The organism is Paenarthrobacter nitroguajacolicus (assembly GCF_031455195.1).
In the GTDB taxonomy this organism is placed as follows: Bacteria; Actinomycetota; Actinomycetes; order Actinomycetales; family Micrococcaceae; genus Arthrobacter; species Arthrobacter nitroguajacolicus_D.
The window spans coordinates 244,571-271,172 of record NZ_JAVDSH010000006.1; the positions used below are offsets into that span (position 1 = coordinate 244,571).

17 protein-coding genes are annotated in these 26,602 nt (G+C 61.0%); 4 read left to right on the forward strand and 13 right to left on the reverse strand.

Annotated features, from left to right (window positions below; translation table 11 throughout):
* The first annotated feature begins 257 nt into the window (after window positions 1-257).
* Window positions 258-2,999 carry a GH25 family lysozyme gene (locus J2Y68_RS15000; RefSeq protein ID WP_309994553.1) on the forward strand — a complete coding sequence of 914 codons (2,742 nt, stop codon included), beginning with the start codon at window positions 258-260 and terminating at the stop codon, window positions 2,997-2,999.
* A gap of 95 nt (window positions 3,000-3,094) precedes the next feature.
* On the opposite strand, the gene J2Y68_RS15005 is transcribed toward J2Y68_RS15000, so the two are convergent.
* Together J2Y68_RS15005 and J2Y68_RS15010 are read right to left on the reverse strand one after the other, a co-directional pair.
* Window positions 3,095-4,546, reverse strand: a complete 1,452-nt coding sequence (locus tag J2Y68_RS15005; protein ID WP_309994554.1) for a hypothetical protein — start codon at window positions 4,544-4,546, stop codon at window positions 3,095-3,097.
* Window positions 4,547-4,656: 110 nt separating this feature from the next.
* On the reverse strand, window positions 4,657-5,094 hold the full coding sequence (locus J2Y68_RS15010) for a hypothetical protein (RefSeq protein ID WP_309994556.1): 438 nt from the start codon (window positions 5,092-5,094) through the stop codon (window positions 4,657-4,659).
* A 1,676-nt stretch (window positions 5,095-6,770) separates the two neighbouring features.
* Here J2Y68_RS15010 and J2Y68_RS15015 point away from each other — a divergent pair.
* Window positions 6,771-9,785 (forward strand): chitobiase/beta-hexosaminidase C-terminal domain-containing protein, encoded by a 3,015-nt coding sequence (locus J2Y68_RS15015; RefSeq protein ID WP_309994557.1) that lies wholly within the window; start codon window positions 6,771-6,773, stop codon window positions 9,783-9,785.
* Window positions 9,786-9,863: 78 nt separating this feature from the next.
* Here the strand turns inward: J2Y68_RS15015 and J2Y68_RS15020 are convergent, their stop codons facing one another.
* From J2Y68_RS15020 to J2Y68_RS15065, 10 genes are all read right to left on the reverse strand, one after another.
* The gene (locus J2Y68_RS15020; protein ID WP_309994559.1) at window positions 9,864-10,820 is read right to left on the reverse strand and encodes a glycosyltransferase family 2 protein; all 957 of its coding nucleotides are present in this window, start codon (window positions 10,818-10,820) and stop codon (window positions 9,864-9,866) included.
* 3 nt (window positions 10,821-10,823) lie between these two features.
* On the reverse strand, window positions 10,824-11,309 hold the full coding sequence (locus J2Y68_RS15025; RefSeq protein ID WP_309994561.1) for a GtrA family protein: 486 nt from the start codon (window positions 11,307-11,309) through the stop codon (window positions 10,824-10,826).
* Window positions 11,310-11,311: 2 nt separating this feature from the next.
* Window positions 11,312-13,414 (reverse strand): DUF6541 family protein, encoded by a 2,103-nt coding sequence (locus J2Y68_RS15030; RefSeq protein ID WP_309994562.1) that lies wholly within the window; start codon window positions 13,412-13,414, stop codon window positions 11,312-11,314.
* A 71-nt stretch (window positions 13,415-13,485) separates the two neighbouring features.
* Window positions 13,486-14,217: an ABC transporter ATP-binding protein gene (locus J2Y68_RS15035; RefSeq protein ID WP_309994563.1), complete on the reverse strand. Its 732-nt coding sequence runs from the start codon at window positions 14,215-14,217 to the stop codon at window positions 13,486-13,488.
* Window positions 14,218-15,075, reverse strand: a complete 858-nt coding sequence (locus J2Y68_RS15040) for an ABC transporter permease (RefSeq protein WP_167263120.1) — start codon at window positions 15,073-15,075, stop codon at window positions 14,218-14,220.
* A gap of 2 nt (window positions 15,076-15,077) precedes the next feature.
* Window positions 15,078-17,084 (reverse strand): glycosyltransferase, encoded by a 2,007-nt coding sequence (locus J2Y68_RS15045; RefSeq protein ID WP_309994564.1) that lies wholly within the window; start codon window positions 17,082-17,084, stop codon window positions 15,078-15,080.
* Window positions 17,081-18,265, reverse strand: a complete 1,185-nt coding sequence (gene glf / locus J2Y68_RS15050) for a UDP-galactopyranose mutase (protein ID WP_167263124.1) — start codon at window positions 18,263-18,265, stop codon at window positions 17,081-17,083. Before glf ends, J2Y68_RS15045 begins: the two co-directional genes overlap by 4 nt.
* Window positions 18,266-18,451: 186 nt before the next feature.
* Window positions 18,452-19,438 carry a Gfo/Idh/MocA family oxidoreductase gene (locus J2Y68_RS15055; protein WP_309994565.1) on the reverse strand — a complete coding sequence of 329 codons (987 nt, stop codon included), beginning with the start codon at window positions 19,436-19,438 and terminating at the stop codon, window positions 18,452-18,454.
* A complete protein-coding gene (locus J2Y68_RS15060) occupies window positions 19,438-20,529 on the reverse strand; it encodes a DegT/DnrJ/EryC1/StrS family aminotransferase (protein WP_309994566.1) in 1,092 nt (363 codons plus the stop codon). Before J2Y68_RS15060 ends, J2Y68_RS15055 begins: the two co-directional genes overlap by 1 nt.
* Window positions 20,526-21,143: an acyltransferase gene (locus tag J2Y68_RS15065; protein WP_211714185.1), complete on the reverse strand. Its 618-nt coding sequence runs from the start codon at window positions 21,141-21,143 to the stop codon at window positions 20,526-20,528. The genes J2Y68_RS15060 and J2Y68_RS15065 overlap by 4 nt, the downstream gene beginning before the upstream one ends.
* A 169-nt stretch (window positions 21,144-21,312) precedes the next feature.
* Here J2Y68_RS15065 and J2Y68_RS15070 point away from each other — a divergent pair, with 169 nt between their 5' ends.
* On the forward strand, window positions 21,313-25,512 hold the full coding sequence (locus J2Y68_RS15070) for an FtsK/SpoIIIE domain-containing protein (protein WP_309994568.1): 4,200 nt from the start codon (window positions 21,313-21,315) through the stop codon (window positions 25,510-25,512).
* Here the strand turns inward: J2Y68_RS15070 and J2Y68_RS15075 are convergent.
* Window positions 25,473-25,973, reverse strand: coding sequence for a hypothetical protein (locus J2Y68_RS15075; protein ID WP_309994569.1), 501 nt, complete (start codon window positions 25,971-25,973; stop codon window positions 25,473-25,475). The genes J2Y68_RS15070 and J2Y68_RS15075 overlap by 40 nt on opposite strands.
* A gap of 239 nt (window positions 25,974-26,212) precedes the next feature.
* Between J2Y68_RS15075 and J2Y68_RS15080 the strand changes: the two genes are divergently transcribed.
* Window positions 26,213-26,461, forward strand: coding sequence for a WhiB family transcriptional regulator (locus J2Y68_RS15080; RefSeq protein ID WP_003804966.1), 249 nt, complete (start codon window positions 26,213-26,215; stop codon window positions 26,459-26,461).
* Window positions 26,462-26,602: the final 141 nt, after the last annotated feature.

The window sequence follows — 26,602 nt, forward strand, 5'->3', positions numbered from 1 at the left end:
CAATCGAGAGGCGCATCTCGAGTGACTCACGCTAGGCGAGCGCCAAGACGGCCTCAAGTCACTCCGGGGCACATGTGGATAAGTAGAAATCATGAGTCACAGCAGTAACCTCAACCCCACTAGTCACTCCAGTTCCGGAATGTTAGGGTAATGCCGTTAGGAGCTGGCCTTTGGTCCCACGCGCAGGCGCCCGCCCCGGAGCTTGTCCGCAAGCCACACCATGCGCCGCTGAGCCGCGGCACAGGGCCGGAATGAAAATGACAAGATCTTCCCTTGATGGGCCCCGAAGGTTGTCGTGGACGCACGCAGGCGTTGCACTTGCGGTCGCCCTCGTTGCGGGCAGTTGCCTCGCAGCTCCTGCGCAAGCTGTCGCAAAGGGACCCCAGCCGGCTCCACCTGCCACATCGCAGCCGGCGCCGCCGCAGGGCCCACAACCCGCTCCGACAGGCACCGTCCCGGTCCAGCCCGAAAAGGACTCCCAACCGGGTATTACCCCGACCGCACCCGCAGAACCCAAGCCGGGAACCGCCGTCGGACCTTCTCCGGAATTGCCGCCGCAGTCGGCCGCTGAATCGATGGGTGAGGCCGCGGCCCAGCCTTCCAGCACCACGGCACCGCCCGGCACGAGGCAGGACGCCGCGGCCTTGAACGCCGCCATGAAGGAAGCCATCCCATATGGAGGTGCTGAAATGGGACAGCGCTCTCCGCGGGTTTTGGCGGCAACCGCGGATCACGGAACTCCCGCAGCCCGGGACGCGCAGACTTATGGGGACGAGACGGCCCAGCCCCAGGCAGCAGACACCGGCCACTGGCGGCCGTCCATTGGCATTGCAGGTCAGGATGTCAGCGCCCACCAAGGTAACGTCAACTGGCAGAGCCAATGGAACCAGGGCTCAAGGTGGGCTTACGTTAAGGCCACTGAAGGTAACTACTACCTCAACGAGAACTACGCCCAGCAGTACAACGGCTCACGCAACGTCGGCATGGTGCGCGGGGCCTACCATTTCGCCATCCCCAACTGGTCCTCCGGCGCTGACCAGGCCAGGTACTTCGTAGCGAATGGCGGCGGTTGGACCGCGGACGGCTACACCCTTCCCCCTGTCCTCGACATCGAATACAACCCCTACGCCGGACGCACCATCAACGGGTTCTACTTCGGCAACACCTGCTACGACATGTCCAAGGCCCAGCTTGGGCAATGGGCGGCCGATTTCGGCAACACCGTCAAAGCCTTGACCGGACGTTTCCCGGTCATATACAGCACCACGGACTGGTGGAACACCTGTGTAGGAAACTCCACCTTCGGCAGCTACCCCCTGTGGATTGCCTCGTACTGGAACAACCCCACCAACACACCTGGAACCTTGCCTCTGAGCTGGGGTAACTACTCCATGTGGCAGTACAGCAGCACCGGGCCGTTCGAGGGTGATTCGAACATCTTTAACGGCAGCTATGACCAGCTCAGGACATTTGCGCGCGGGGTTTCTTCCCCATCCAATCCCTCCATCGCATCAGGAGCCGACATCCTCGCTACCAGCCCAGGAGGAGGATTGGACGCGTTCCCGGCCAGTGGAACCGGCCAGATCACCGGACCTGTAGCGATTGGCTCGGGATGGTCCGGGGCTTCGGCGCTCTACGTGGTGGACTGGAACCAGGACGGCGTCCAAGACATCCTCTCGCAATGGTCAGATGGCACTCTGAAGGTGTTCAGGGGCGCTCCCGGAGGCGGTTTCTACGCTCCCATCCAAGTAGGCTCCGGGTGGCAGGAAATGTCGCTGACTGTTGGGTGGTGGAATCTCACGGACGGATACCCCGGTGTCGTAGGCCAGGACTATAAGGGCAACCTGTATCGCTACCCGAACAACGGAGGCGGCGGGCTCGGAAACGGGGTCCTCATCGGGACGGGTTTCAGTGGACACCAGCTCAACCAGATCGACTTCGATGGTGACGGCAGCCAGGACATGGTCACCCGCACTGAGGATGGAACCCTCAGGATGTTCAGATCCAACGGCGTGGGCAGCTTCCTTAGCGAACCAAGCACCGTGATCGGTTCAGGCTGGGGTGGAATGACTGCAGTCAGTTCCGCGACGAACTTCTCTGGAGCTGACTCGCAAGGGCTGCACGCTCGCGCCTCCAACGGCGACCTCTACTACTACCCTGCAGGATCCGGGACGTGGGGAACGCGGAGCCTCATCGGCTTGGGCTGGAACGATGCGACCCTGATCAGCGGAATGGCTGTGGATGTGGACTCCACCTTGGGAATCGATCAGGAGGACGTCCTGGCAGTCCGGCCAGATGCCAACCTCTATCGCTATCCCGGCACCGGCACTACGGCACTGTTGCCGGAAGACTTGATCGGAACAAGTTGGGCCGGTCTCACCGCAGGTTTCGTTGCCGACTGGAACGGTGACGGCGCCTTGGACATCGTTGCGCTATGGTCCGACGGAAGATTGAACGTCTACCCGGGCAAGAGCGGCAAGGGATTCGGGGCCCCGATTTCCCTGGGAAGCAACTGGAAGGGCTGGACGCTGAGCGTCGGCACCTGGAAGAAGTCCGACGCCCACCCCGGAATCGTAGGCTACGACTCAAACGGCCGCCTGTACTATTTCAACAACCCCACCGGGAAGACAGTCTCCACCGGAGTTGCCATCGGGACGGGCTGGACCGGTCTGGATATTGTGCAAATGGACTTCGACAAGGACTCCAACGCCGACCTGCTGGCTAAAACCAGCACCGGGGACCTGAAACTGTACCGTTCAAACGGCAGCGGAAATTTCGTGCCTGAACCCGCCTCCTTGGTTGGAACGGGCTGGAACATCATTTCGAGTTTCGATGCCGTCAGTGGCTTCGCTGGCTCCGGTTCCAGCGGAATTATTGCCCGGACCACCATCGGGGAACTCAGGTACTACCCTGTGGGACCGAAGAAATCCTGGGGAACTGCAACCCAGATCGGATCAGGCTGGAACGGCCTGACAATTTTGGCTCCGGCAGCGAAATAGCCTCAGTCGAAACCCCTCTCCGGCACCGTCAACGGAACGGTGCCGGAGGCGGAACCCACGCCTGCACGTTGAAGCCTCCGAGGCTGTTGGCGCACTTAGGCAAGCAGTGAGTTCATGGCATTTATCAAGGTTGTCTCCACGCCGTTGGTACCGGCTTTGAAGTGTGCCAAATGTCCATAGACAGTCATTGAGCCCCCTGCGATTCCCGGGAAGTCAGGTTCCCAACCTCCTTCATAACTTCCGAGGGGCATGGATGGCGGGAAGAACTCGTTGCTGGGAATATAGCAGCACGACTCGTTGGCATATCCCCCAACGATGATCCCGTTGGTACCTCCGTTGCGGTTCCGGAAATAGGCGGCATATCCACTGACGAGCTCTCCGCCGACCATGGCGATCTTCAACTGAGGGCTGCCGTTGAACTTCCACACCTGGAAGGGCGACGGCACAGCCGTTTCAAAGCTGTTGCTGTCGATTCGTCCGATCATGACCTGTGCGTGGCGCTGATACCACTGCGGTTGGCCATTGGGATTTCCGAGTCGGGCCACGTAGGCAGCGCGCACTGCAGCCAGATTGGCCGCCGTCGGAGTGATGTCCAACGGCAGTTGGACTTCCTGGTACCGAGTCACTAGTGGCCCGCTGAGGGCACGGCCTGCGGACTGCATGTTCGAGTTCACAGTAGCCCCGAGGGCATCCCCATGCTGGTCCCTGAGTTCCCAGCTCCGCACGCCGCCCGGGTCCTGGTCCCCAGCAGGGCCCTGGATGAACATCGCAAAGCAATCTGGATTGCGATTCTCGATATAGTTGCAGGCGCCTGCAGCGAAATCCCCATCAAAGAGCGTACGCAGGCCTGCGCTGATCGGGTGGCAGCCGTAACTGAAAATAACAGCAGCCGGCGTGCCATTTCCGCGTCGGGCTACAAGAATGGGCACTGCCGTCTCGGTGTAGGGAAGGCCCACTCTGTTCGCAGAAAAATTTTGCGTCGACACTTTGTAGTCAAAAGTCACGGATGTTTCGTCCGCATCCAGGGCCTCTTGGGCGAGGTTGACAATCGTGTCTTCAAGGTCCGCACTGTAGGAACGCACAAGACCGAGATCTGCCAGACCATAAGCCATGAAGGGATGAAGGGTGTCTATCAGCGCCGGGCCATTGTGCGTATGCGTAGCCTGGATCAGAATGTCGCTGCTCGACCAGCCCGCGAGGCCGAGGATCCTGTCCCTGATGCGCTGGTGCATGGAACGCGGCAACGCCAGAACATCCAAGCTGATGATGATGTGGGGACTTGCGTCCTCCCAGATCAGGATGGCGCGGGCGTACAGAGGCTCAAAGGGCGAACTGCTCGTGGCCTCGCGACCACCATCCGTTGAACCATACCCCGCCATATACGGATTGGTGCTCAGAGACGGCGTTATATCAGCGCTTGCAGTTCCAATTCGAAACGCCATAAAGATCACTTCCTTGATTGTGCGCAACGGGTGATCTTCGTTTGCCCCCAAACAAAGTCCGTTTCCCGATAACGATGAACAGCCAATACGTGAGACCACCTTCATTAGACCATGTGGTCACACAGTTCAGTACGGTTGAATGAGACGAATCCGCCCCTGGAATTGCGGTCAATATAAATCGCCGCACCATGCGTATTCGCGCATGTGGCTACCGGCTAACCTGCCACCGAAGTCTTGAGCCAGCGGGTAAGCAGGATCGCCTGCGGAGCCAACGGCGCCAGAGTCAAGGCGCCCTTCACTACCGGGACTCCGAATGCCGCAAGGGAGGCCGCGAGATTGCGTGGATCCGTGCGGGTACAGGCCCTGACGATGCGGAGGCATAGCTCTGAAACCTGTCCTGCTGGACCGCCGGCGGCCACGGCAGCGTTGACTGCAGCCGTCTCCTCGGGGGTCAGCACCAAGGGTCCACTACCGACATACGTCACTTGGCAGTCCGTGATGTGCATGTATCTCGTCGACGCCCACACCTCTTCAAGACTCGAGAACTTGCCGATGAGGCTGCCGTCGGCAGCCGTGCAAGTGAATTGGTATCGAACCTTGGGCTCCGGCCGCTCAACGGCGACTTTGTTGTCCTTGGTGACAACCTGGGCCACATCAAGAGCGGAAGGTTGGGACGTATTTACTTTGATTCCTGAGCAACCGGCCAAGGCAAAAGTCGCCACACCGAGCTGAAGAACACTGCGCCTGCGCATGTCCACCGAGGGATCCCCACTTCATTCGGATGCTCCCCAGCTCCGCATGCATTGGTTATTCGCCCCAAGCCGTTTCCGGCTGCGTCTTAGTACATCTTCCCCCAAATTCCGCATTTGTCACTAGTAAAGTTCTGACCTTCCTCAAGAACCACCTGTTTGCCCGCTTCCGCCAGCCCGCCTCTGGCTACCACCGAACCATCCGGTCCGGTGACTGTCCACGCGCATTCGTCGGCATTACCGCTTGGCTTCACCAGCTGGACAGCGCCCGCCACCACGCCGTCGCCCACGGCGTGAGTGCCGTCTCCAAACCTCTCGCCCCGCGCCCAAGCTGCGATGATTTTCCCTTGCGGCCCTTTGGGGCAGTAAGCCGCAGATGCAAGCAACGTCCCACGGCTTGCCCCATCGAAACCTCCGGGACCAACCTCCTCGCTGATCCGGGCGCACAGGCGGAGGACGTCCAATAAGGTATCGAGACCGTTGCCGGAGCTCTCGCCCTGCGTTGACGCTGATGAAATCGCTTCAGATTCCCGGGGCGTCGGTTCGAAGGGTTCGGATCCCGCATAAGTGACCTGGCATGAGGCCATCCGCGTGTAGTTGCTGGCGGCCCAGACTTCAGCAAGACTCGATAGCTGAACCTCGGGGGACGCATCAAGGCTTGAGCAGAGGAACGCGAACCGGCCAGGATCATCCTCCCCCGGGGTCTCATCTCCCCCAGTTACGCCGTTGAGGGTTCCCGACGATGCTTGCCCGCCTGGGTCCAAGGTGGCCGTCGCGGATGGGCTGCTGGATGGGGATGCCTCTGACCCCTGTGGGGGGGTGGCCGGCGTGGGTTGAGGCGAGGGGGCCGTGCAGGCGACCAAAAGCATCAGCACCGGTAGTGCAGTAGGAAATAGTCTGCGCATTGTGACCTCCACCTCAATCGTGCGTGGCGGCAGTTACGGGGTCAAGTCATCCTCGCCGTCACGAAATCGGTTGGGATCGGCCAGGGCCAACGTTGCTGGGAGGCCGCAGAAAGAACATTCCGAAAACAGTAGTGACAAATGGTGGGATTGGTGGAAGATGTACATAGACGCAGCCGGAGACGGCGTGGGGCGAATAACCAATGCATGCGGAGCTGGGGAGCATCCGAATGAAGTGGGGATTCCTCGGTGGACACGCGCAATCGCAGTGTTCTTCAGCTTGGTTTGGCATGTCTTGCCTTCGCCGGTCGCTCAAGAACCTTTCATCCAGCCACGCTAGCTTCTGCCCGCGGTGCAGCCGCAGCGGAGCATCGCCGTCTTAGACTGACCGCGCTCCTGGCCGCGGCCAGCTTGGCCACGGCCGCCCTAACCGGTGCGCTGGCGGCCGGACCCGCAGCGGCAGACCAAGCCCGCCAAACCGTGACTACCGGTCTGACCAAGGCAGCGGGTTCGGTAGTGGATCCGCGCGGCAAGCTTTGGGTTTCAGATGCCCGGGCCGGTTTCTGCCGTGTGACTGAAGCTTCAGGCTCAACGCCTGGAGGCATAGAAGTGGCCACATGCCTAGGCGGGACCCTCTCTGGCCACGACAATGGGCCAGCTTTAGCTGGTACCCCGGCGATGATCGATCCGACACCTGCCGCCGCCGGCTCAGGCGATGAGATCGCTTTCATTCCGGACGCCGCCGTAGGAAGTTCCGACGTCGTCCGTGCGCGCTGGAACTCTGGAAGCAGTACGTTCGAATACGATGGCGCGCTGACCATCTTTGATGGGGACCTGCGGCCGAATGCCGTCAGCGATGGCCCGGACGGCAACATCTACCTCTCGTTCGGGAACGCCCGGTCGATTGTTAAGATTGTGGACCCAACCGCCCTCCACCCGAGCATAGAGTCCATCGCCTCCGTCAACTCACGTTCCCTGGGCCTGGCAGCAACGCACCGAAACAGCGCCGGAAATGTGGTGGTGTATGTCGCGGAGACCTCAGGTTTGACCGTCTTCACAGCCCCGGACGATGGTGAACTGACCAATCTCATCCCTTCCCCGCTTTACAACGTCGGAAAGCCGACTGCCATCTACTACGACTGGCAGTCACCTTTGGTTCTCTACACAGGAACCGCAGGCGGAACCTCCACAGCCGACGTCGGAAAAGACACCATCTCACGCATCGACTTGAGCACGGACACCGTGGACAACAAGTGGGCCGTGGGCTTCAGCATGGTGGGAGGCCTGGGCATCCGGGACGGCAAGTTGCTGGTCATGGAAGACCCGGGTCAGCTTGACCCCGCGAAGCCGAGCGAGCGCGGCAGGCTTCTGTCCTTGGGCGGCGTCGTTCCGTCAATCACCAGTGGCCCAACGGCTGCCGATGGCACACAAGCCCCCAACCCGGCTTTCACCAACGACTCCACCCCGACATTCTCAGTGGCATCCACCCCACCCGGCGGAGCCCTTGAATGCAGCCTGCAGTTGAGTACGGCGACGCCGGTATGGCAGGTATGCACGGCAGGCACCTTCACGCCGGCTGCTGCGCTGGCGAACGGTGCCTATACATTCTCCGTCCGGGCAGCGCCTTCGGGACTCCCGGTATCCCGGGCATTTACTGTCGATGTGACAGCACCTGCCGCCCCCGTAATCACGTCACCCGCGGCCGGATCGACGGTCAACGGCTCACCGGTCCTTGGTGCAACCTCGGAGCCGGATTCGACCCTGGCCTGCTCGGTTGACTCCACCACGACGTTCACGGCATGCGCCACTGGTTACGTGTTCAAGCTCGCGACTGCTGGACAGCACGTGCTTCGTGTGCGGGCCACGGATATGGCAGGAAACGTCAGTCCGATCGCGTCTGTAACCGTAACGGCCGACCTGACGGCACCCCAGGTATCGATCTCGTCCCCGGCCGAGGGGGCAACTGTTGGCATCTCGCCATCATTCACGTTCTCCTCCTCGTCCCCGGACATCGCCGGCTTCAGATGCAAGCTCGGCAGCAACGCCTTCACGGCCTGCACATCGCCGAAGGCCTACACGAATGTTCCCAGCGGCCCTACCTCATTCACCGTGGAAGCTACTGACACTGCAGGCAATACGTCCACGGCGACAAGGAACGTGTCGGTCTTCGCCGCCGACACCCAGCCACCTGTGGTTTCCGTTGATCCGGCTGGTGGCACGTATGGGTCCAACAAAACCATCAACCTGTCAGTCAATGAGGCGGCCACCATTTTCATCACCACGGACGGGACAACGCCCACAACGGCAAGCACCGTCTACGCGGGACCCATACCGCTGACGTCGATGACCCTGAAGTACTTCGCCCGGGACACCGCCGGAAATACCTCAGCAGTCGTTTCGCAGACCTACGTTCTCGACAACCTGGCGCCAACGCTGACCGTCTCACCGGTCGACGGCGCGTACCCCTCGGGCCAACAGGTCACGATGTCGTCGACTGAGGCCGGTAGCATCTTCTACACAACTGACGGGACCATTCCAGGCACCGCGGCCGCAGGAAGTACCAAGGCATACACAGCGCCCTTTGCGCTGGCAGGTAACACGACCGTGAAAGCACTGGCCGTGGACGCATTCGGAAACGCCTCTGGCGTGACATCCCGTTTGTACACCGTTCTGGATACAACTCCCCCGGTGGTTACCGTAACTCCACCGGCGGGCAGCTATCCTGCGAACCAGCAGATCACGCTAACGTCCAATGAACCCGGTTCGAGCATCTACTTCACCACCAACGGAACAAATCCGACCGCAACCGCCGCGAACAAGTATTCGTCGCCAATTACCTTGACCGCGGCCATGACCTTGAAGTATTTCGCCGTTGACGCCGCCAACAACAGCTCAACCATCGCTACGCAGGCCTACACGATCTCCGTGCCACCTGCCAATACGTGGAAGGACTACACCGGAGACTCCAAGAACGACGTCCTGGCACGCGACAACGCGGGCACACTGTGGCTCTACCCGGGTAACGGCACCGGAGGTTGGCTTACCCAAAAATCGTTGGGCACCGGCTGGAACTCGCTGAATGCAATCGTCCCTACCAAGGACTTCAATGGTGACGGACGCAGTGACGTACTCGCCCGGGATACCAACGGCATCCTCTGGTTGTATCCAGGTAATGGGACCGGTGGGCTGCAGACCCGAGTACAGGCCGGGACGGCATGGACAAGCATGACGCTAATCCTGGCCCCGGGTGACTTCAACGGTGATGGAAAGGCCGATGTCTTGGCAAGGGATGCCGCTGGAGCCCTGTGGCTCTACCGCGGCAACGGCACCGGCGGTTTCACATCAAGCGTGCAGGTGGGCGCCGGGTGGAATGCCATGAATGCGATCCTCAGCACCGGTGACTTCAATGGCGACGGGAAATCCGATGTTCTTGCCCGTGACACCTCAGGCATCCTCTGGCTGTACCCCGGCAATGGAACCGGCGGGTGGCTCAGCAGGGTCCAGGTGGGAAGTGGTTGGAGCGGAATGACCGCCATCCTGGGCCCGGGTGACTTCAACGGCGACGGCAAGAACGACGTCCTCGCCCGGGACTCGGGTGGCAACCTCTTCCTCTACCCGGGTAACGGAACGTCCGGCTGGCTGTCCCGCAGCCAAGTGGGTTGGGGTTGGGGAGGATTCACCTCCCTCCCGTAACTGAACAGCTTGCACAAAGGGAGAGCCCGGACGCTTGATGCGTCCGGGCTCTCCCTCTGTCTTCCAGAGTCTTGCCTTCTAGGTGCGTTCCTTCATGGGGTGCATGGAAGGCCTGTTGGGACTGGCTTGAATATCCAGTTGCAACGAGACCAACAGCATCTGCACACCCAGCACAAACGGCACCACAGCAAGCATCACCGACCCCGCCGTGGGTGAACCGACGCTGGCTGCCAAAACCCAGATCCCGGCCACCAGGCCCATGACGATCAGTGCGATCCCGGCAATTAGCAGGAGGGCCACAGCAGAGAAGGACCACACCATGTACTTCCACCACACCCGACGCCAGAAACCACCGAAGAGCATCGCCAGCAGCTCGGGGATAACCTTCCGGAGCTTGATGCTGGACACCTCATTGCCGTACACCGCCGGAATGGGAACGTCCACAATCGGCACGTCCAGGATGTTCAGGTGGATGAGAAGGTCGTTCTCGAAGCTGTAGCGGGCCGCTACCTTGTTCATGGGCAGACGGCGGAGCACCTCGGTCCGGATGGCGGTATAGCCATTCTGCGGATCAAAGATGTGCCAGTAGCCGGAAGCCAGCTTCGTCATGAAGGACAAGACAATGTTGCCGAAGATGCGGTAACCGGGCATGCCGGCGAACGATTCTCCGGAGAAGAACCTATTGGCCTTGGCGAAACCGTAGCCGTCAACCACAGGGTCCAGCAGCTGCGGAAGGTAGTCGGGATCCATCTGCGCGTCGCCGGCCATGACGACGTTGATGTCTGCACCCAGTTCCATTGCAGCCTTGTGGGCTGTCAGGACAGCGCCACCCACACCCTGGTTGACCTCGTGGCGGATCAAGGTGACCCGGCCGTCGTCGGCCCGGCGGGCAGCGCCAGAAGTGTCGTCCGGGCTGCAGTCATCAACAATGACGATGTCATCGACAAAGTCGGGCATCGTTTCGATGACCTGTGCAATGTGGTTTTCTTCTTTATAGGCCGGTACTACCGCGGCAATTCGAACGCCTCGATACATCGATTATCCTTCGCTGCTGTTAGGTGTGAGTTTTTGGGCCGGCAAGTCGGAGTCAGGCTCGCCATGTATAGGTTCAGTGGCGTTCTTCACTTGCTTTTGCTGCGGGAAGATCCAGTGCTTGTAGATGAAGTAGTTCCACCCCATGGTGACAATCGTCGCAACTACTTTACCCACTACATATCCGGCCCCAAGGAACTGGAAGAGCTCCACAATGCCCATGACGGCCACGGTGTTGAATGCCAGAAGGACCGAGTACCTGAGAACACCGCCCAGAGCAGTGCCGCCACCGTTGAAGGCGAAATGGCGCTGCAGGAAGTAGTTGAAGAAGAAGCTGCCCCAGAAACCGGCTCCGGTTGCGAGCCACAGGGGCCAGCCGAAGACCTGGAAACACAGAGCAAGCAGGCCAAGGTCAACAAGGAAGCTCAGGCCGCCAACTACAAGGAACTTGAACAAGCTCGAGGCCATGAACTTTCCGATGAAAGCCTTCATGATCAGCAGATCCTTCCTAGCGGGGCAATGCCATCAGGCTTGGTGTTCTCAAGGATTCCCGAGACACCGTCAAGCTGATGACGGTCCTTGGATGCGGCGTCGAACGCTTGTTTTCCGCCAGGGAGCTGGCTCCAGTCGATCTGATACAGTGCCGCGTTTCCTTCACGCACCACGAGCTTAAGGTACGGGATGGAATCCGGCTGTGTCAGGCCCGGCTTGGGCTCATCCCACGCGCGGATCCGGCCATCGGCGATGTACACCCATTCGATGCCAAGCTCGGAAGCAGCGGCACGGGCGGCGTCGTCGGAGGCGAGGTCACCCAACTTCTGCAGGACCAGCAACTGCCGGTTGGTGGGAAGGATTTCGAAGTGTCGGATCATGGGCATACGGTTCCCGAGCGCGTACATCCACACGGAACCATCGCAGGAATCGTTCAGCACGGTGGCGTCCTGCGGAACATAACGGTCCATGGTGCTGAGCAGATCCACCTCGGATTTGCTGAGCGTTGCACCGTCCACCTTGGTGTTGATGTTGATCCGCTCCGCGTTTTGCTTGAAGTACGGGATGGCGGCAATGCCGCTCACCAGGAGCACGGCGGCCGCCACGGCAGCTGTCAACACAGTGCTGCCCCTGTGCGACGACCCCACTTCCCGGTTGGTGGAGCGTGAAGCGCGGACCCTGCCAACGAGCCAGGTAACTGCCTCTGCTGTCTGGGCAATGCCCAAGCCCGCCAGCGGTATGAGGAGCATGACAAGGATGCCGAAGATCCGCCACTGGTCATCGTAGAAAGGCGCCGTCAATGACATAAAGCGGGGGTTGTCCGTACCCATGGTGTAAACCGACAGGAACGCGAACGCCAGGACGGGGCCGAAATACCACCACATGCGGATCCTGAAGACGAGCGCAAGACAGCCCAGGGCCACCATGGCCGTGAGGATCGGCATGGCCATGGAGCCGTGATTCAGGAAAATGATGTTCTGGATGGCACCGTTGCGGTCCGTGTCGGCTGCCCACACCTGCTTGGAAACCCGCTCGGATTCCTTCAGCATCTGGGTAATGATGGGCAGCCCCAGGACCACGGCCAACACACCCGAGACCGCCAAGTAGACGGTAATTCCCAGAATTCTTCCCCTGCGGCGAACCAGCGCAGAGAGCATCCAGAAAACCAGCACCGGCAGGACAACGAAGGCCAGGGAGGGGTGAACGGCGATCAGGCCCACTGCGCCGAAGGCGATTCCCGGAATCCAGAACTTCCGACGGTCCACAGCACCTTTGACAGCGAGGTAAACGAAGGGGCCCACCAGCAACATTCCGGCAAAGAAAGGTATCAGCGGACCACGCCAGAGCAGGTCGTAGGGGTACACGGTGAACCAGCCTGACACGGCACCCGCGGCTGCCACTGCGAGTGGGCGACGGGTGACCACCATGGTCAGCGCCATGGTGCTCAGGGGCAACTGGACGCCCATCATCACCAGGACAAAGACGTTCAGGAACACGGGGATGCTGACGCCGCTCATCGGCCAGAAAAGTGAGAGCACGGCATGGAAGGCGATCGGGTAGCTACGGATCGGGGCTTCGCCAATATTGGTGTCGTAGTAGGCAAAGTTGCCCGCGATGCTAGGATCCCACTCATGGTTGACCGAGATCAACCTGATCATGTTGGCGTGCCAGGGAATGTCCCAGTCCTGATTGATTCCCAGGAGACCCTCAGTACCAACAGTCCACGACACCGCGGCGACGGCGCCGCCGGCCACCAGACCTGCACCGATGACCAACCACGTCCCCTTGAAGTGGTGCTTCCCAAAGATGCTCTTTACCGGAGGATTATCGAACTTGTCCGGGAAGCGCCGCTGGAGAGCCAACCGCGCGACGAAAAGAACCCCGGACAGCAGCACCAGGACCAACACGACGGGCAGCAACTGCCAGCTCAAGCCCAAAGCGTTGCCCATGACGCCGATGACGGTCAGAACACCCATTCCCAGCAACGGGGCCACCACGGGCAGCAAGATACGACGCACGCCCAGTGCCTCGCCCAGGAGCCAGCCTGGCCCCCACCACAACACAACGATCAGGAGTACACACAACAGCAGCGGGCCGATACCCATCCCTACGATCGCCTTTCTTAGATGCTTCTACTAGCCATCCGTTGACAGACGACTCTTGCAATTTATTCCGGTTAGTGGCGGTCTCGAAGCCATGCCACAGCCTGGTCAGCAGGTCCCTCGAACTGCACTGTTCCCGAGGACAGCACCACACCGCGGTCACAGATACGCGCGATCATGTCGAGGTCATGGCTTACCACCACCAAGGTTCTCCCCTCATCGGAGAGTTGCTTGATCTTGGCCAAACATTTCCGCTGGAAGGGTTCGTCGCCCACAGCCAGGATCTCATCCACCAGAAAGATGTCCGGCTGGGTGTGGACTGCAACGGCGAACGCGAGGCGAAGGAACATACCCGATGAGTAGAACTTCACTTCGGTGTCGATGAACTGCTCGATCTCCGAGAAAGCGACGATGTCGTCGAACTTTTCCTCGATCTCCTGCTCGGACATTCCCAGGATGGCAGCGTTGAGGTACACATTTTCACGACCGGAAAGATCCGGGTGGAAGCCCGCGCCAACTTCGATCAGGCCTGCCACACGCCCTTTGGTGCGAACAGTCCCTTGGTCTGGCAGGATCACGCCGGAGATCAATTTCAACAGCGTGGACTTGCCGGAGCCGTTGAACCCCAGCAGGGCCACCGTCTCACCAGGTTGGATTTCGAAGCTCACATCATGCAGGGCATCAAACTTTTTGGTCAGCTCCCCCTTGCGGCCCTTGACGAGCCACACCAGTGTTTCCTTCATGGAATGCGAATGGCGGAGGTTGAAGGTCTTTTTCAGCCCCTTGACGATTACTGCGGCGCCCAACTAAACCTCCTGCGCAAAGTGGCCTTCAAGGCGTCGGAAGACGATCTGGCCGATAACTAGGAACAATGCAGCCATGCCAAGACCAATGAATCCGGTCATCAGCAGGTGTGGTGGCAACTCAACTGGCTGGTTGACAGTCGGGTACCAGAAGGCCCAGTGGAACAGCTCCACAGCAACCGTGATGGGATTGAGCTGATAAATGGTCAATACCCAGGGTGCGGCCAGGCGCCGGATCATGGTCCAGTCGTAGAGGACCGGGGATGTCCAGGTGACAATCATCATGAGCATGTCCACGATGTTCTCAGCGTCCCGGAAGAACACATTGATGGCACCGGCAAGCAGTCCCAAACCTGTGGCCGTGACCGCAACGATGACGAAACCGAGCAACGCACCGAAAAGCTGCGAAATATCGGGGTGCCAACCGTTGAGCAGCGCTGCTGCCAGCAACACGATCAGTTGCGGCAGGAAATGTACTGCCGCAACCCACACCGAGGCTACGGGGAAAAGCTCCCGTGGCAGATAGATCTTTTTCACCAACGCCGCGTTCGAAACGATCGACCTTGTGGCATTCGAGAACGCTTCGGAGAAGAAGTTGATGACAATAACGCCGGAGAACATGTACAGCGCATAGTTGGGGATCTGGTCCCCCACACGCAACACGATGCCCAAGGCGAAGAACAGCACTACGTACTGAACCAACGGCTTGACGTAGGACCACGCCAAGCCCAGCACCGAGCCACGGTACCGGACCCGGAGTTCCTTACGCACAATCAGCTTGAGCAGATACCTGCGACGGTAGACGTCAAGAAGCCCGGCGCCCACTCCGGGGACGGCATATGTATCAGTGGAGTTCGACATCGCTACTTGTTGGGCTCCGACGCTTCAAAGGTCTTCCGCCAGGATTCCATGGACGTGATCTCCGGCAAGGCCTCACGGTACTGGGTCCGCAGGGTCTCCCAGTTTGAGAACAGCTGTGCGTGGAGCTTGGCGGACTCAACCACCAGTTGACGTGCCAGCTGGGGATCACGCAGGTGCCATGAGGCGCCAGTGCCATCAGCATTGGAAACCACGGCGCTGTCCAGATGCGCCAGGCTCCACCACTTGCCGTCCTGGTGCGCGACGTGCGCCTCAGGGTTGACCTTGGCAGAATCGCGGACCGGAGCCAACGCCTGTTTCAGCACGGTTTTCACTGCCCAGGGAAGCAGGCCGAGCGCGCCGGGCTGCTTGTAGGATTGGGGCTTCTTCGGGGGACGCTTGCGGAAGACTTCCGGGAAAGCAGACGGATCCGTCTTGATCTGGGAATCCTGGAACTCGTCGCGCATGGCGCGGAGCTTCGGCATCATGGTGGGCAGTTGATCATGGAGATTCCCTGGGCCCGCCAGGACATCACGAAGAGCCATGATGCGCGCCTGCTCAGGGTAGTACTGCATCGATACCAGGTGCTTGACGTCAGCGTTCAAGCTTTCGCGCAGGATACGTCCGCCCTTGGGGAACGGTGAGTGCAGCAGCGTGGCAATAAGCCTGTTGCGCTCGTGGTAATACGCCTGCCAGTCAACGGAGTCGTCCTTGTCTGCCCAAGAGACATGCCACACTGCGGCGCCCGGGAGCGTAACGGTGGGGAATCCTGCAGCGCGGGCACGCAGGGAGTATTCCGCGTCATCCCACTTGATGAAGACGGGAAGGGACAGGCCAATGGTTTCCACCACTGTCTTGGGGATGAGGCACATCCACCAGCCGTTGTAGTCCGCGTCCCAACGCCTGTGGAGCTGCGGGGTGGACCGGAGGCCGGCAGCGGAGAAGTCGTGGTTGCCGAGACCTTCCACCGGGCCCCAGAGGAAGCGGTAGAAGTTCACTACCTCTGAGTAGGCGTGCAGTACCGACTTGTTGTACATGTCGAACATGTGGCCACCCACGATGGTGGGCTTCCGGCAGAGGTCAGCGAACGCGACAGCGCGCATGACACCCTCTGTTTCGAGCTCAATGTCGTCATCCAGCAGCATGACGTAATCGCTCTTGTCGGACACGAGCATTTCGTACATGTTGCGGGCGAACCCACCGGAACCGCCCAGATTACCCTGGTTGATGACGCGCAGCTGCTCGCCCATGGACTCGGCCACCGAGTCAAAGCCTGCCTCATCGGCGACCTTCTTGTTGCCCTGGTCCACGATGATGAGCTCGGCGAGGATCTCACGGAGACCTGCATCGGCGTCAATGGATTTGATGGTCTCGAGGCAGTAGTCCGCACGGTTGAAGGTGGTGACACCCAGTGTCACCTTGCCCTGCGGGCGGCCTTCATCGGGCACTGCCCAGTGCGCGCTCTTCAAGGTCATGCCGTCGCCGCCGGCGATCAGGTCGAACCAGTACCAGCCGCCATCACCGAAGGGAGCAAGCGACAACTCGAAATCGTTGCTGGACGCGCCCTCTACAAGGATCGAGTCCACACGCTGCGCGGCACCACGGGCATTGGAACGGTAAACAATGACCGTTCCCTCCCCCTCGGTGTCGAGGTGAAGGACAGTCTTGGTTGCCACGGTCCACTTGCGCCAGTAGCTGGCCGGGAAGGCGTTGAAGTACGAACCGAAGGACAGGCGCTCACCCCTGCGGACCTGGACGGAACCACGGTCAAGGATGTCTTCCGGGTGCAGCTTGCGGGTCATGCCAACTGCCTGCACGACGGCGGTGCTGCCGCCGTCGTCCTTCTGCACCTTGCTGGTGTCCGGGTCGACATAGAGCGGAAGCGTGTCCAAGTCCCGGTTGGCGGGGAACACAACGCGCTGGACGATGCGCATCCCCTGCTGGGCGGCGCTTTCAGTGGACTGAGCGGCAGTCATGCCTGCCTCCTGGCTTTCGTTGGTAGTAGTGGTCATGCGTCCACTCCCCCGCTTTCAAGCTTTGCGCCGCCGGTGAAGTGCGGCTTGATCTTGTTGTCGAACATGGACAGTGCCGACCCGATGGCCATGTGCATGTCCAGGTACTTGTACGTGCCGAGACGGCCACCGAACAGCACCGACTTCTCGCCACGGGCGAGGTCGCGGTAGGCCAAAAGCTTCTGGCGGTCATCAGAGGTGTTGACCGGGTAGTAGGGCTCGTCACCCTTCTCGGCAAAGCGCGAGAATTCGCGCATGATGACGGTTGCGTCCTTGGTGTAGTCACGCTCGGGGTGGAAGTGACGGAACTCGTGGATCCTGGTGTATGCAGCTTCGGCATCCGGGTAGTTCATGACCGCGCAGCCCTGGAAGTCCTCGATGGGAAGGACTTCCTCCTCCAAGTCAATGGTGCGCCACGACAGGTCGCCCTCGGCGTAGTCAAAGTAGCGGTCCACAGGACCGGTGTAGATGACCGGAACCTGGCCAAGAACTGACGAGCGGCCGTACTCTCCGTCGTCAAAGAAGTCAGCGTTCAGGATGACCTCAATGTTGGGGTGATCCGCCATCCGCTCGATCCACGCGGTGTAGCCATCCACCGGAAGGCCCTCGTGGGTGTCGTTGAAGTACCGGTTGTCGTAGTTGTAACGCACCGGGAGTCGCGAGATGATCTCGGCGGGCAGGTCCTTGGGATCCGTCTGCCACTGCTTGCCGGTGTAGTGCTTGATGAACGCCTCGTACAGCGGCCGGCCAATCAGCTGGATGCCCTTGTCGTTCAGGTTCTGGGGGTCGGTTCCCGCCAACTCACCGGCTTGCTCAGCGATGAGGGCCTTCGCTTCCGACGGGCTCAGGGCCGACCGGAAAAACTGGTTGATGGTGCCCAGGTTGATGGGCATCGGGTACACCTCGCCCTTATGGTTGGTGTACACCTTGTGCTGGTAGCTGGTGAACTTGGTAAAGCGGTTCACGTATTCCCATACACGCTCGTTGGAAGTGTGGAAGAGGTGCGCACCGTACCGGTGAACCTCGATTCCGGTCTTCTCTTCGTTTTCGCTGTAGGCGTTTCCTCCAATATGGTGGCGGCGATCAAGCACCGCGACCTTCAGCCCCAACTCGGTAGCGGCGCGTTCTGCGATGGTCAGGCCAAAGAAACCCGAGCCGACGACGACGAGATCAGCGTTCACAAACTCTCCTGTGTATTGGCGTGCGGGCACAGAAATGCCCACGTCTACTGGTCAAGGCTACCCGACAAGGCTGGGGTTCCCTGTATCGGGCGCAGCCATCGGCCCACCGATGCGCAGGTTTCCAAACGGCAAAGGGAGGCCGGCCATCGGCCAACCTCCCTTTGTGCTTGCGTCGAGATTGCTCCCTCAGAGCATGACGACGGAGCCGGATTTTGCGGAATCCAAAACTGCTTCCGCGACCCTCAGGGTCTCAAGACCTTCGGCCATCGTAACGACGTTCATCGACTTTCCAAGGACCGCGTCACGGAAGGCTTCGTGCTCCATCTTTAGGGGCTCACGCTTGGCCAACGCGAACCGCGTTGACGAGCCCTCCGAAACACCACGGAAGGCTGCAACAGAGTCCCAATCCGTCTGGAACGTACCGTTCTCGATAAATGTCAGGTCAGCCGAGATTGTATCGGCGATGTACGCACCCCGCTCACCCAGAACAACAGTCGTCCGCTCCTTCATGGGGGACAGCCAGTTCACGATGTGGTTGGTCACCACGCCGCTCTTGAGGTGGCCAATTGCCGTAACCATGTCCTCGTGCTCGCGGCCGCTGCGGGAGGTGGTGTGGGCAACGACGTTGACAAAGTTACTTTGCGCCAGCCACGCCGTGAGATCAATATCATGTGTTGCCAGGTCCTTGACCACACCAACGTCGGCGATCCTCGCAGGGAACGGGCCCTGACGGCGGGTACTGATCTGGTACACCTCTCCCAGGTCGCCGTTCTCCAGTCGCTCTCGCAAGCTCTGCAGCGACGGATTGAAGCGCTCGATGTGCCCTACGGCACCAATGAGTCCCTTGGCCTCGAAAGCCCTCGCGATGCGACGACCAGACTCGGAGTCATTGGCGATGGGTTTTTCGACGAGGCAGTGCACGCCGGCCTCCGCGAGCTTCAGAGCCACTTCCTCGTGCAGCACCGTCGGCACAGCAGCAACAGCCATGTCGATGCCCTGCTCAATAAGTTCATCCACCGAGCCGCAGACGGTCAAGCCATCGGCAACGTTGTGCGGGTCCCCAAAGGAATCCGCAACGGCCACTAGGTCCACGCCTTCGAGTTCGCGGATGACCCGGGCGTGGTGGCGCCCCATCATGCCCAATCCGATGAGGCCTGCGCGTAGGTTTGCCACTAGCTTCCTGCCTTCGCAACGGCGTTGACTGCGGCGACGATCCGGTCAAGGTCGTCCTGGCTCAACGACGGGTGAACCGGGAGGGAAAGCACACTTGCCGCCGACTCCTCGGTGACGGGCAGGTCATCAGAGGTCTGGAACGGGGCGAGGCGGTGGTTGGGGATGGGGTAGTAGACGCCACAGCCAACGTTGTACTCCTCGCGGAGTGCCTTCGCGAAACCGTCACGGTCCTCAGCGATGCGGATGGTGTACTGGTGGTAGACGTGCTCGTACCCGTCCGCAACTTTGGGAGTGACGACGCTTTCGATGTTTGCATCGAAGAAAGCTGCGTTTGCCTGACGGGTCTTGGTCCAGGCTTCAACCTTGGTCAACTGCACGCGCCCGATCGCAGCGTGGATGTTGGTCATGCGGCAGTTGAAGCCGACCAGCTCATTCTCGTACTGCCGTTCCATGCCTTGGTTGCGCAACAAGCGAAGCCGGCGCTCGACGTCGGCCAGGCCAGTGCTCACCATTCCGCCTTCGCCGGACGTCATGTTCTTGGTGGGGTAGAGGCTGAACATGGCGAAGTCGCCGAATGTACCGACCTTGCGCCCGTTGACCGCCGCACCGTGGGCCTGCGCGGCATCCTCGAAGACCTTGACCCCGTGCTTGGATGCGAGCGCGCCAATGGCGTCAACATCGAAGGGGTGTCCGTAGAGGTGGACAGGCATGATGGCGGCCGTACGGTCCGTGATCTTCGACTCTACGGAAGCGGGGTCCAGCGTGTAGTAGTCAGGGTCGACGTCGGCGAAGACGGGCGTTGCGCCAGTCAATGCCACAGAGTTTGCCGTGGCAGCGAAAGTGAAGGAGGGAACGATGACTTCGTCCCCGGCGCCGATGCCGGCAGCCAGGAGGCCAAGGTGCAAACCGGAGGTGCCGGAGTTGACCGCCACCGCTGCCCTGCCGTCGAGGAGTACCTGCGAGAATTCCTGCTCGAAAGATGCCACCTCCGACCCCTGGGCGAGCTGACCGGAAGCCAGCACTGCATCTACCGCCTTACGCTCATCTTCGCCAATGATGGGCTTTGCGGGGGGAATGAATTCGGGGCTCATGCCTCTACCTCTCGAAGAATCTCGTTCTGTTCAACATACGTGGCGCCGGTTTCGGGGCATACCCAGTTTTCGCCGCTGCGCTTCAGCGGGAAGCCGGCCTTGCCAACCCAACCATGGCGCTTGGCCGGAACTCCGACCATCAACGCAAAGTCCGGGACGTCTTTGGCGACTACTGCTCCGGCGGCCACAGTGGCCCATCGTCCGATGGTCACGGGGGCGACGCACACGGCGCGGGCGCCGATTGACGCGCCTTCGCGAATCGTCACGCCCACCGGTTCCCAATCATGGGCACTCTTCTGGCTGCCATCCGGGCCAACGGCCCGGGGGTAGGTGTCGTTGGTCAACACCACGGCCGGGCCGATGAAAACGCCGGCTTCCAGTTCCGCGGGCTCGTAGACAAGTGCATAGTTTTGAACTTTGCAGTTGTCACCCATCTTGACCCCGGTGCCAATGTAGGCACCCCGTCCTACGATGCAATTGACGCCAAGTTCGGCCTGCTCGCGGACTTGGGCAAGATGCCAAATCTTTGATCCATCACCAATTACCGCCTTGTCTGAAACATCGGCGCTCTCCGCAACCACTATCACCGGTGAAGGTCCTTCCTCATTGAGCACACGCGACAACGAAACTCATCTTAGCTGAGACACCATGCCCCGGCGTCAAGGAAGCGGTATGAGGCACAGGCTTGGCCTCGTTGTCCACATACGCCATTAAGGGTCCAGAACTCCCGTCGCGGAGTCCCTATCGTCAGTGGTGAAGCAGGCCGTTGCGAGAGGAAACCCGATGACACTGGAGTGCACACTGGTCCATAGTCCCGGTGCTGCGCGGAATTCCGTGCCCACGGAATTGTCCATTGCAGTTCCCGCCGGCACGTCCGGCGTCCACGTTCAGTCCCTCATTGCGGAAGCCCATGGCACCGGCCCTCTTACAGTTCAGGGACAGGAAGTATCTGCTCTCACCGTAGGAATTCCCCCCTTGGTATCCGGGGCCATCCTGGTGGATGGCCCCCCGCAACCTCAGAATCCGGACGCCAGATCGGTGCCGCTGGTGTTGTTGGCCCACTCTGGACCGGCTGCCGGATCCGTCTTCCGGCTGCACCGTGGGCGGTTCATCATCGGACGCGGTCCGGTCGATATCTCGGTGCCGGATTCTGCGATGTCTCGGGAGCAGGCTGTACTGGAGGTTTCCGGCACAGCCGTAGCGTTGAGCCAAGTGGTCGGCGCTGCACCTCTGTACGTCTGCGGTAAGGCAGCGAGGCGAAGCCCCATCAGCTCCGAGTCCTTAATCCGCTGCGGCAACTCGACTTTCAGCATTTCCACCCATAAAGGTGCCCTTTCACCTCTCTCCAGCCTCGCCGGGTGCTCAGTGGCGGAACCCCTTGATGTGGTGCACGCTTCGCCCACCACCCGCCGCCTTCCCTTGGCGCTGGCCGCGGGACTGCCGTTAATAGCCGGCGTAGCCTTGGTTGCTGTCACTGGTGCATGGATGTATCTGGGCTTCACCGCACTCTCCGCGGTCAGCCTCCTGGTCCCGCTGCTCACTGGCAGAAAAGGTCGAAAGGAGCGGGTCGTGGCCCTTTCACGGGCGGTTCAGGAAGATATCGCGCGACGCCGGCGGTGCTCCCCCTCGGCCGCCGACATCATCATGGCCAACTACCGTCCGCCCCCGCCCATGGGCGTGGCCGGCCAAGAAGCCCAGCCTCCGGCCTCGAAGCCGGGAGAGGGTTCGACGCCGGACGGGCTGCCACCGGTGGACGACGGCGCCTGGGTGCGGCTCGGCATCAGCAACAGCGCCCAGGCAAATATTCGGATGGTTCCCCACGATCCCCATTTCCGGCCACCTCCCATCGGAATGGCCGCTGTGACCTTGGATCCGAAGCTCCCGCTGGTGAAGCTTCGTGGACGGCCGGACCATGTGGACGCGTTGCTCCGTTTTTTGCTGATGCAGCTGGGCAGCTTCCAAAGCTCGGCCGACACAGCAGTCATCGTGCTGGGACCGGTCAGTAGGCTGCCCCTGGCTGCCCGTTTCCTCCCCAGAGTGACTCTGGCAGCCAGTTACTTTGCCGCGCTCACAGCCCTCGACCAGCACGGCACCTCCGCTGGCAGGCTTGTCGTGGTCGATGATCCCGGGGGAAGCGGCATGGAATCCATAACATCGCTGCTTACAGCTGCCCACCGGATCGGCTGGCAGGTCATCGACTGCTCCGCCTCGCCGGCACATCTGCTGCCGGCTGTGGAATTGGGGCCATCCGGCATCTCTGGCGTCGTCAAGATGGACGGCTGCAGTCGCGACTTTATCCCGGACCTCGTCCCCGTGGACGTGTTTGACGCTTTCTGTCGGCAATCAGCAGCCGAGGCCTGGACCAAGAGGTCCGGCAATGACCGTGCCATACCCGACAGCTGCTCGTTCGGTGACCTGCATCCGGGCGGCCAGCGCAGGCTGCTGCGCCACTGGGCCGACCCCACAAGCCGGAACGGACTGGTTGCCGTGCTTGGCCAGGGCCGCGAAGGTCCCATGACCTTCGACTTCAAGCTCGATGGCCCACACCTTTTGGTTGCCGGAACCACAGGCTCCGGAAAGTCGGAATTGCTGCGAACCTTAGTGGCTTCCATAGCGCTAAGCCAATCTCCGGACCACGCAACTTTCCTGTTCGTCGATTTCAAGGGTGGTTCAGGACTGGGTCCACTGGCACGCCTCCCGCACTGCGTAGGACTCCTGACCGACCTCACCAGGCATCATCTCGATCGCGCCCTCGTCTCGCTCCGTGCAGAAATCAGCCGCAGGGAGGAGGTACTCGCTGCGGCGGGCGTTTCGGACCTCAGCCAATACCACCGCTTGGAGCGGCATTCCCCTGCAATACCCCATCTGCTTCTGGTCATTGATGAGTTCCGCATGCTCGTGGACCAAGCTCCGGGCGCGATCCAAGAACTCATGCGCATTGCAGCCATCGGACGTTCCTTGGGAATCCACCTGGTGATGGCAACGCAAAGGCCGCAGGGAGCCCTCACTGCCGACATTCGGGCAAACGTCACTTCCAGTATCGCGCTGAGGGTCCAATCGGACGCAGAGTCCTCCGACATCATCAACAGCAAGGCTGCCGGTTCCATTCGAGTCGGGACTCCCGGACGCGCGTTTTTAGCCCGGGCCTCTGGAGAAGCCGAAGAATTCCAGACAGCATCACTTGCCGTGTCTCCGGGAACCAGGGCTTCCGGTTCCGGGTCAGGCCACGGGCTGGTCCTCGCCAGGACCGTTGGCCAGGCCCTACTGCAACGCGGGGCCGCCGAGGCCGGACCCACTGACCGGAATGACCAGGTTGAGGATGGGATGAGCACCGTTATTTCCTCCCTCCGGGAACTCTGGCAAGCCGCCGGCGGGGTGCAGCCGCGGTCGCCAATAGCCCAACCACTGCCCGGTTCCATAGCTTGGTCCGACCACCTCCTTGCCACCGGAACGGCACCAGGCGCGGGCTCCACGATGCTGTCATCATGGTGCGTTGGGCCCCTCGCACTGGTAGATAAGCCAGCCCAGCAAGTCGTCGAACCATTGATATGGATTCCGTCCGAACATGGACATCTGGCAATGATCGGCAGCGCGTCCAGCGGCGTACTGACCTGCTTCAGGGCAGCGGCCGCCATGCTGGCCACGGTCCAACCCCAACCGCATCTCTATGTCCTTGACGGCATCGGGCTGTTGGAGGACGTGGTTCAAAAGGAGCGGCTGGGGGCGAGGGCCGGGCTGCATCAGCTGCTTCTTGCGGCGCAAATCGTAAAGCGCCTTGCAGCGGAAATGGACGCTCGGCGGGACCCCCGGAATGTGGTCCGAACCGGCACCCCACTGGTTCTGGTGGTGACGGGATGGTGCTCGTGGGCAAACGCCCTGCGGAACGGGGTTTTTGGGTGGGTAGAGGCTGCATTGCAGGACATCGTCCGCGACGGCACGTCACTGGGCATCACTGTGCTGATTTCGGGTGAAAGGGAGCTCGTCAGCTCGCGCTTCTTTGCCGCAATCCCCAACCGGGCGTACTTTCCCAGCGGATCCACTGAGGAATCGCGTTTCCACTGGCCCCGCCTTCCCGACGTCGACGACGTAGCCGGTCGGGGTGTCGTCACCGGCAATTTCGTTGACGGACAGACCAGCGTCGCACAGTTCCGGGAAGCACCGAACTCCTGCGCGTGGCCCTTCAAAGACCTGGGGAGGTCCGAACCGCCTTTCCGCATCAGGCCACTACCAGAAACCTTGGGCGCCGAGGACTTCTTCCAGCGCCTGGCGGGAGTACCGCAGCATGCCTTGGATTCGGGACCTTGCACGAAGGCTCCGCTCCCCACGGATGCGGATCCGCTTGGCCCGGGTACGGCTGAAGAAGATGCGCTAACCCCACTGTGGATGGGCGTTGGGGGCGACGAAGCACTTCCCGTAGCCCTGCCCCTTCCCAACCGGGGTGTCAGTGCCATCCTGGGTCGCCGCCATTCCGGGAAGAGCTCCGTACTGGCGGCCCTTCACCAACTCAACCCCCTGGTGCCATGGGTCTACCCTGACAGCACGGACAGGACAGGTTCATTTTGGGCTTCGGTTGCATACGAAGCAGAAGCTGGAGTCTTGGACCCGAACAGCATCCTGTTGGTGGACGACGCCGACTCCCTGGATACGGAAGGCTGCCATGCGCTCGCCGCACTGGCCGGGAAAGTCCGGGGAATTGTGCTCACAGCCACACCGGGACCGGCGCTCGTGCATCACCTGCCTCTTGCCGGCGACGTGCGGGCTTCTGGTACCGGGGTGGTCTTGGCTCCGTCGACTCCGCACGATGGCGAACTCCTCGGAGCTAGGTTGGACACTAATGGATCCGGACGCCCAGGCAGGGGCTTCGTCATCCACGGAAAAGACGTGACGCCGTTTCAAGGGGCCCTAACCGCTGGCTTGTCACCTGCTGGCACGGCAGGAGCAGCCTATAGCGCCGCGGAAGCACCGCCGGTGCGCGATGCGTAGGCGATGACATCCTTTTGGAACAAGAACACTATCGCCACCAAGGCGGGAGCGATCATCGCCAAACCCGGCAGCACCAAACCGCCGGTCATCGTGGGGAACCCGATAGTGAGGACAAACAACTGGGCCACCAAGGCGGCCGCCCGGGTCCATCTGTACCCACGGAACAGGAAGTGGCCCACGGCAAACAGCCACGCGGAAAACGCCAGGAGCAGCCCCAGAGTGAAGATCGCGCCCCAGAACGTGAGGACAGGTGCTCCGGTAAGCAGTTCGAAAGCGTACCAAGCGGCAGCGCCCAGGAGAGCCAATGCTTCCAGTACGACAACCAAGGAAATAACTGTGACGCCGAGCGGCCGCGCAGTGTGTCCGGGGGCCCGGGATGTGCCGGATGCCGGTGCGTCCCGCCCGTCATTTCCGTCGGGTTCAGGCGTGGATTGGGCAGGGTTAACTGGAGGTCTTGACACACTGGCACACTACCCGACATAGTCATCTAGCAGTGAGGGCACTGGCAGCTGATGTGATGCATCGCTCACAGATTCCGGGCATTTCGTCCACTAACACCCCTTGTTTACAAGGCGTTAACATGAAACGCTTGACTCAGACGACCAAGGGGGCCCATGCGGGCCCCTTTCCTTTGGAGCCTCTCGTGAATGTTTTCACAAAAGGGCCCTACTAGTTCTCACGAATGGAGTGACTGATCAGCATGGATTGGCGTAATCGCGCAGCCTGCCTCGACAAGGACCCGGAGCTCTTCTTCCCAGTCGGCAACACCGGACCAGCACTTCTCCAGATAGAAGAAGCCAAAAGCGTTTGCCGTCGTTGCCCCGTAGTTGATACCTGCCTGCAGTGGGCCTTGGAATCCGGCCAGGACGCCGGCGTCTGGGGCGGCATGAGCGAAGACGAGCGACGGGCCCTCAAGCGCCGGGCAGCTCGCGCGCGCCGCGCTTCCTAGGCAACGAACTTAACACGGAAGGGCGCGGGCCCCAGGGGGCGCGGCCGGCCCGGTTTTACCCCCCCGCCGCACCACAACCAGGGGCCCCGCCCCGCGACCCCAAGGGGGGGGGGATCACCAGAAAAACCCCACCCAAAGTCC

Coding starts and splice junctions, on each gene's coding strand:
- J2Y68_RS15000 (WP_309994553.1), top strand. CDS start 258: ATGACAAGATCTTCCCTTGATGGGCCCCGAAGGTTGTCGTGGACGCAC.
- J2Y68_RS15015 (WP_309994557.1), top strand. CDS start 6,771: ATGATCGATCCGACACCTGCCGCCGCCGGCTCAGGCGATGAGATCGCT.
- J2Y68_RS15045 (WP_309994564.1), bottom strand. CDS start 17,084: ATGACCACTACTACCAACGAAAGCCAGGAGGCAGGCATGACTGCCGCT.
- J2Y68_RS15030 (WP_309994562.1), bottom strand. CDS start 13,414: ATGGGTATCGGCCCGCTGCTGTTGTGTGTACTCCTGATCGTTGTGTTG.
- J2Y68_RS15070 (WP_309994568.1), top strand. CDS start 21,313: ATGACACTGGAGTGCACACTGGTCCATAGTCCCGGTGCTGCGCGGAAT.
- J2Y68_RS15040 (WP_167263120.1), bottom strand. CDS start 15,075: ATGTCGAACTCCACTGATACATATGCCGTCCCCGGAGTGGGCGCCGGG.
- J2Y68_RS15020 (WP_309994559.1), bottom strand. CDS start 10,820: ATGTATCGAGGCGTTCGAATTGCCGCGGTAGTACCGGCCTATAAAGAA.
- J2Y68_RS15060 (WP_309994566.1), bottom strand. CDS start 20,529: ATGAGCCCCGAATTCATTCCCCCCGCAAAGCCCATCATTGGCGAAGAT.
- J2Y68_RS15080 (WP_003804966.1), top strand. CDS start 26,213: ATGGATTGGCGTAATCGCGCAGCCTGCCTCGACAAGGACCCGGAGCTC.
- J2Y68_RS15005 (WP_309994554.1), bottom strand. CDS start 4,546: ATGAAGGTGGTCTCACGTATTGGCTGTTCATCGTTATCGGGAAACGGA.
- J2Y68_RS15025 (WP_309994561.1), bottom strand. CDS start 11,309: ATGAAGGCTTTCATCGGAAAGTTCATGGCCTCGAGCTTGTTCAAGTTC.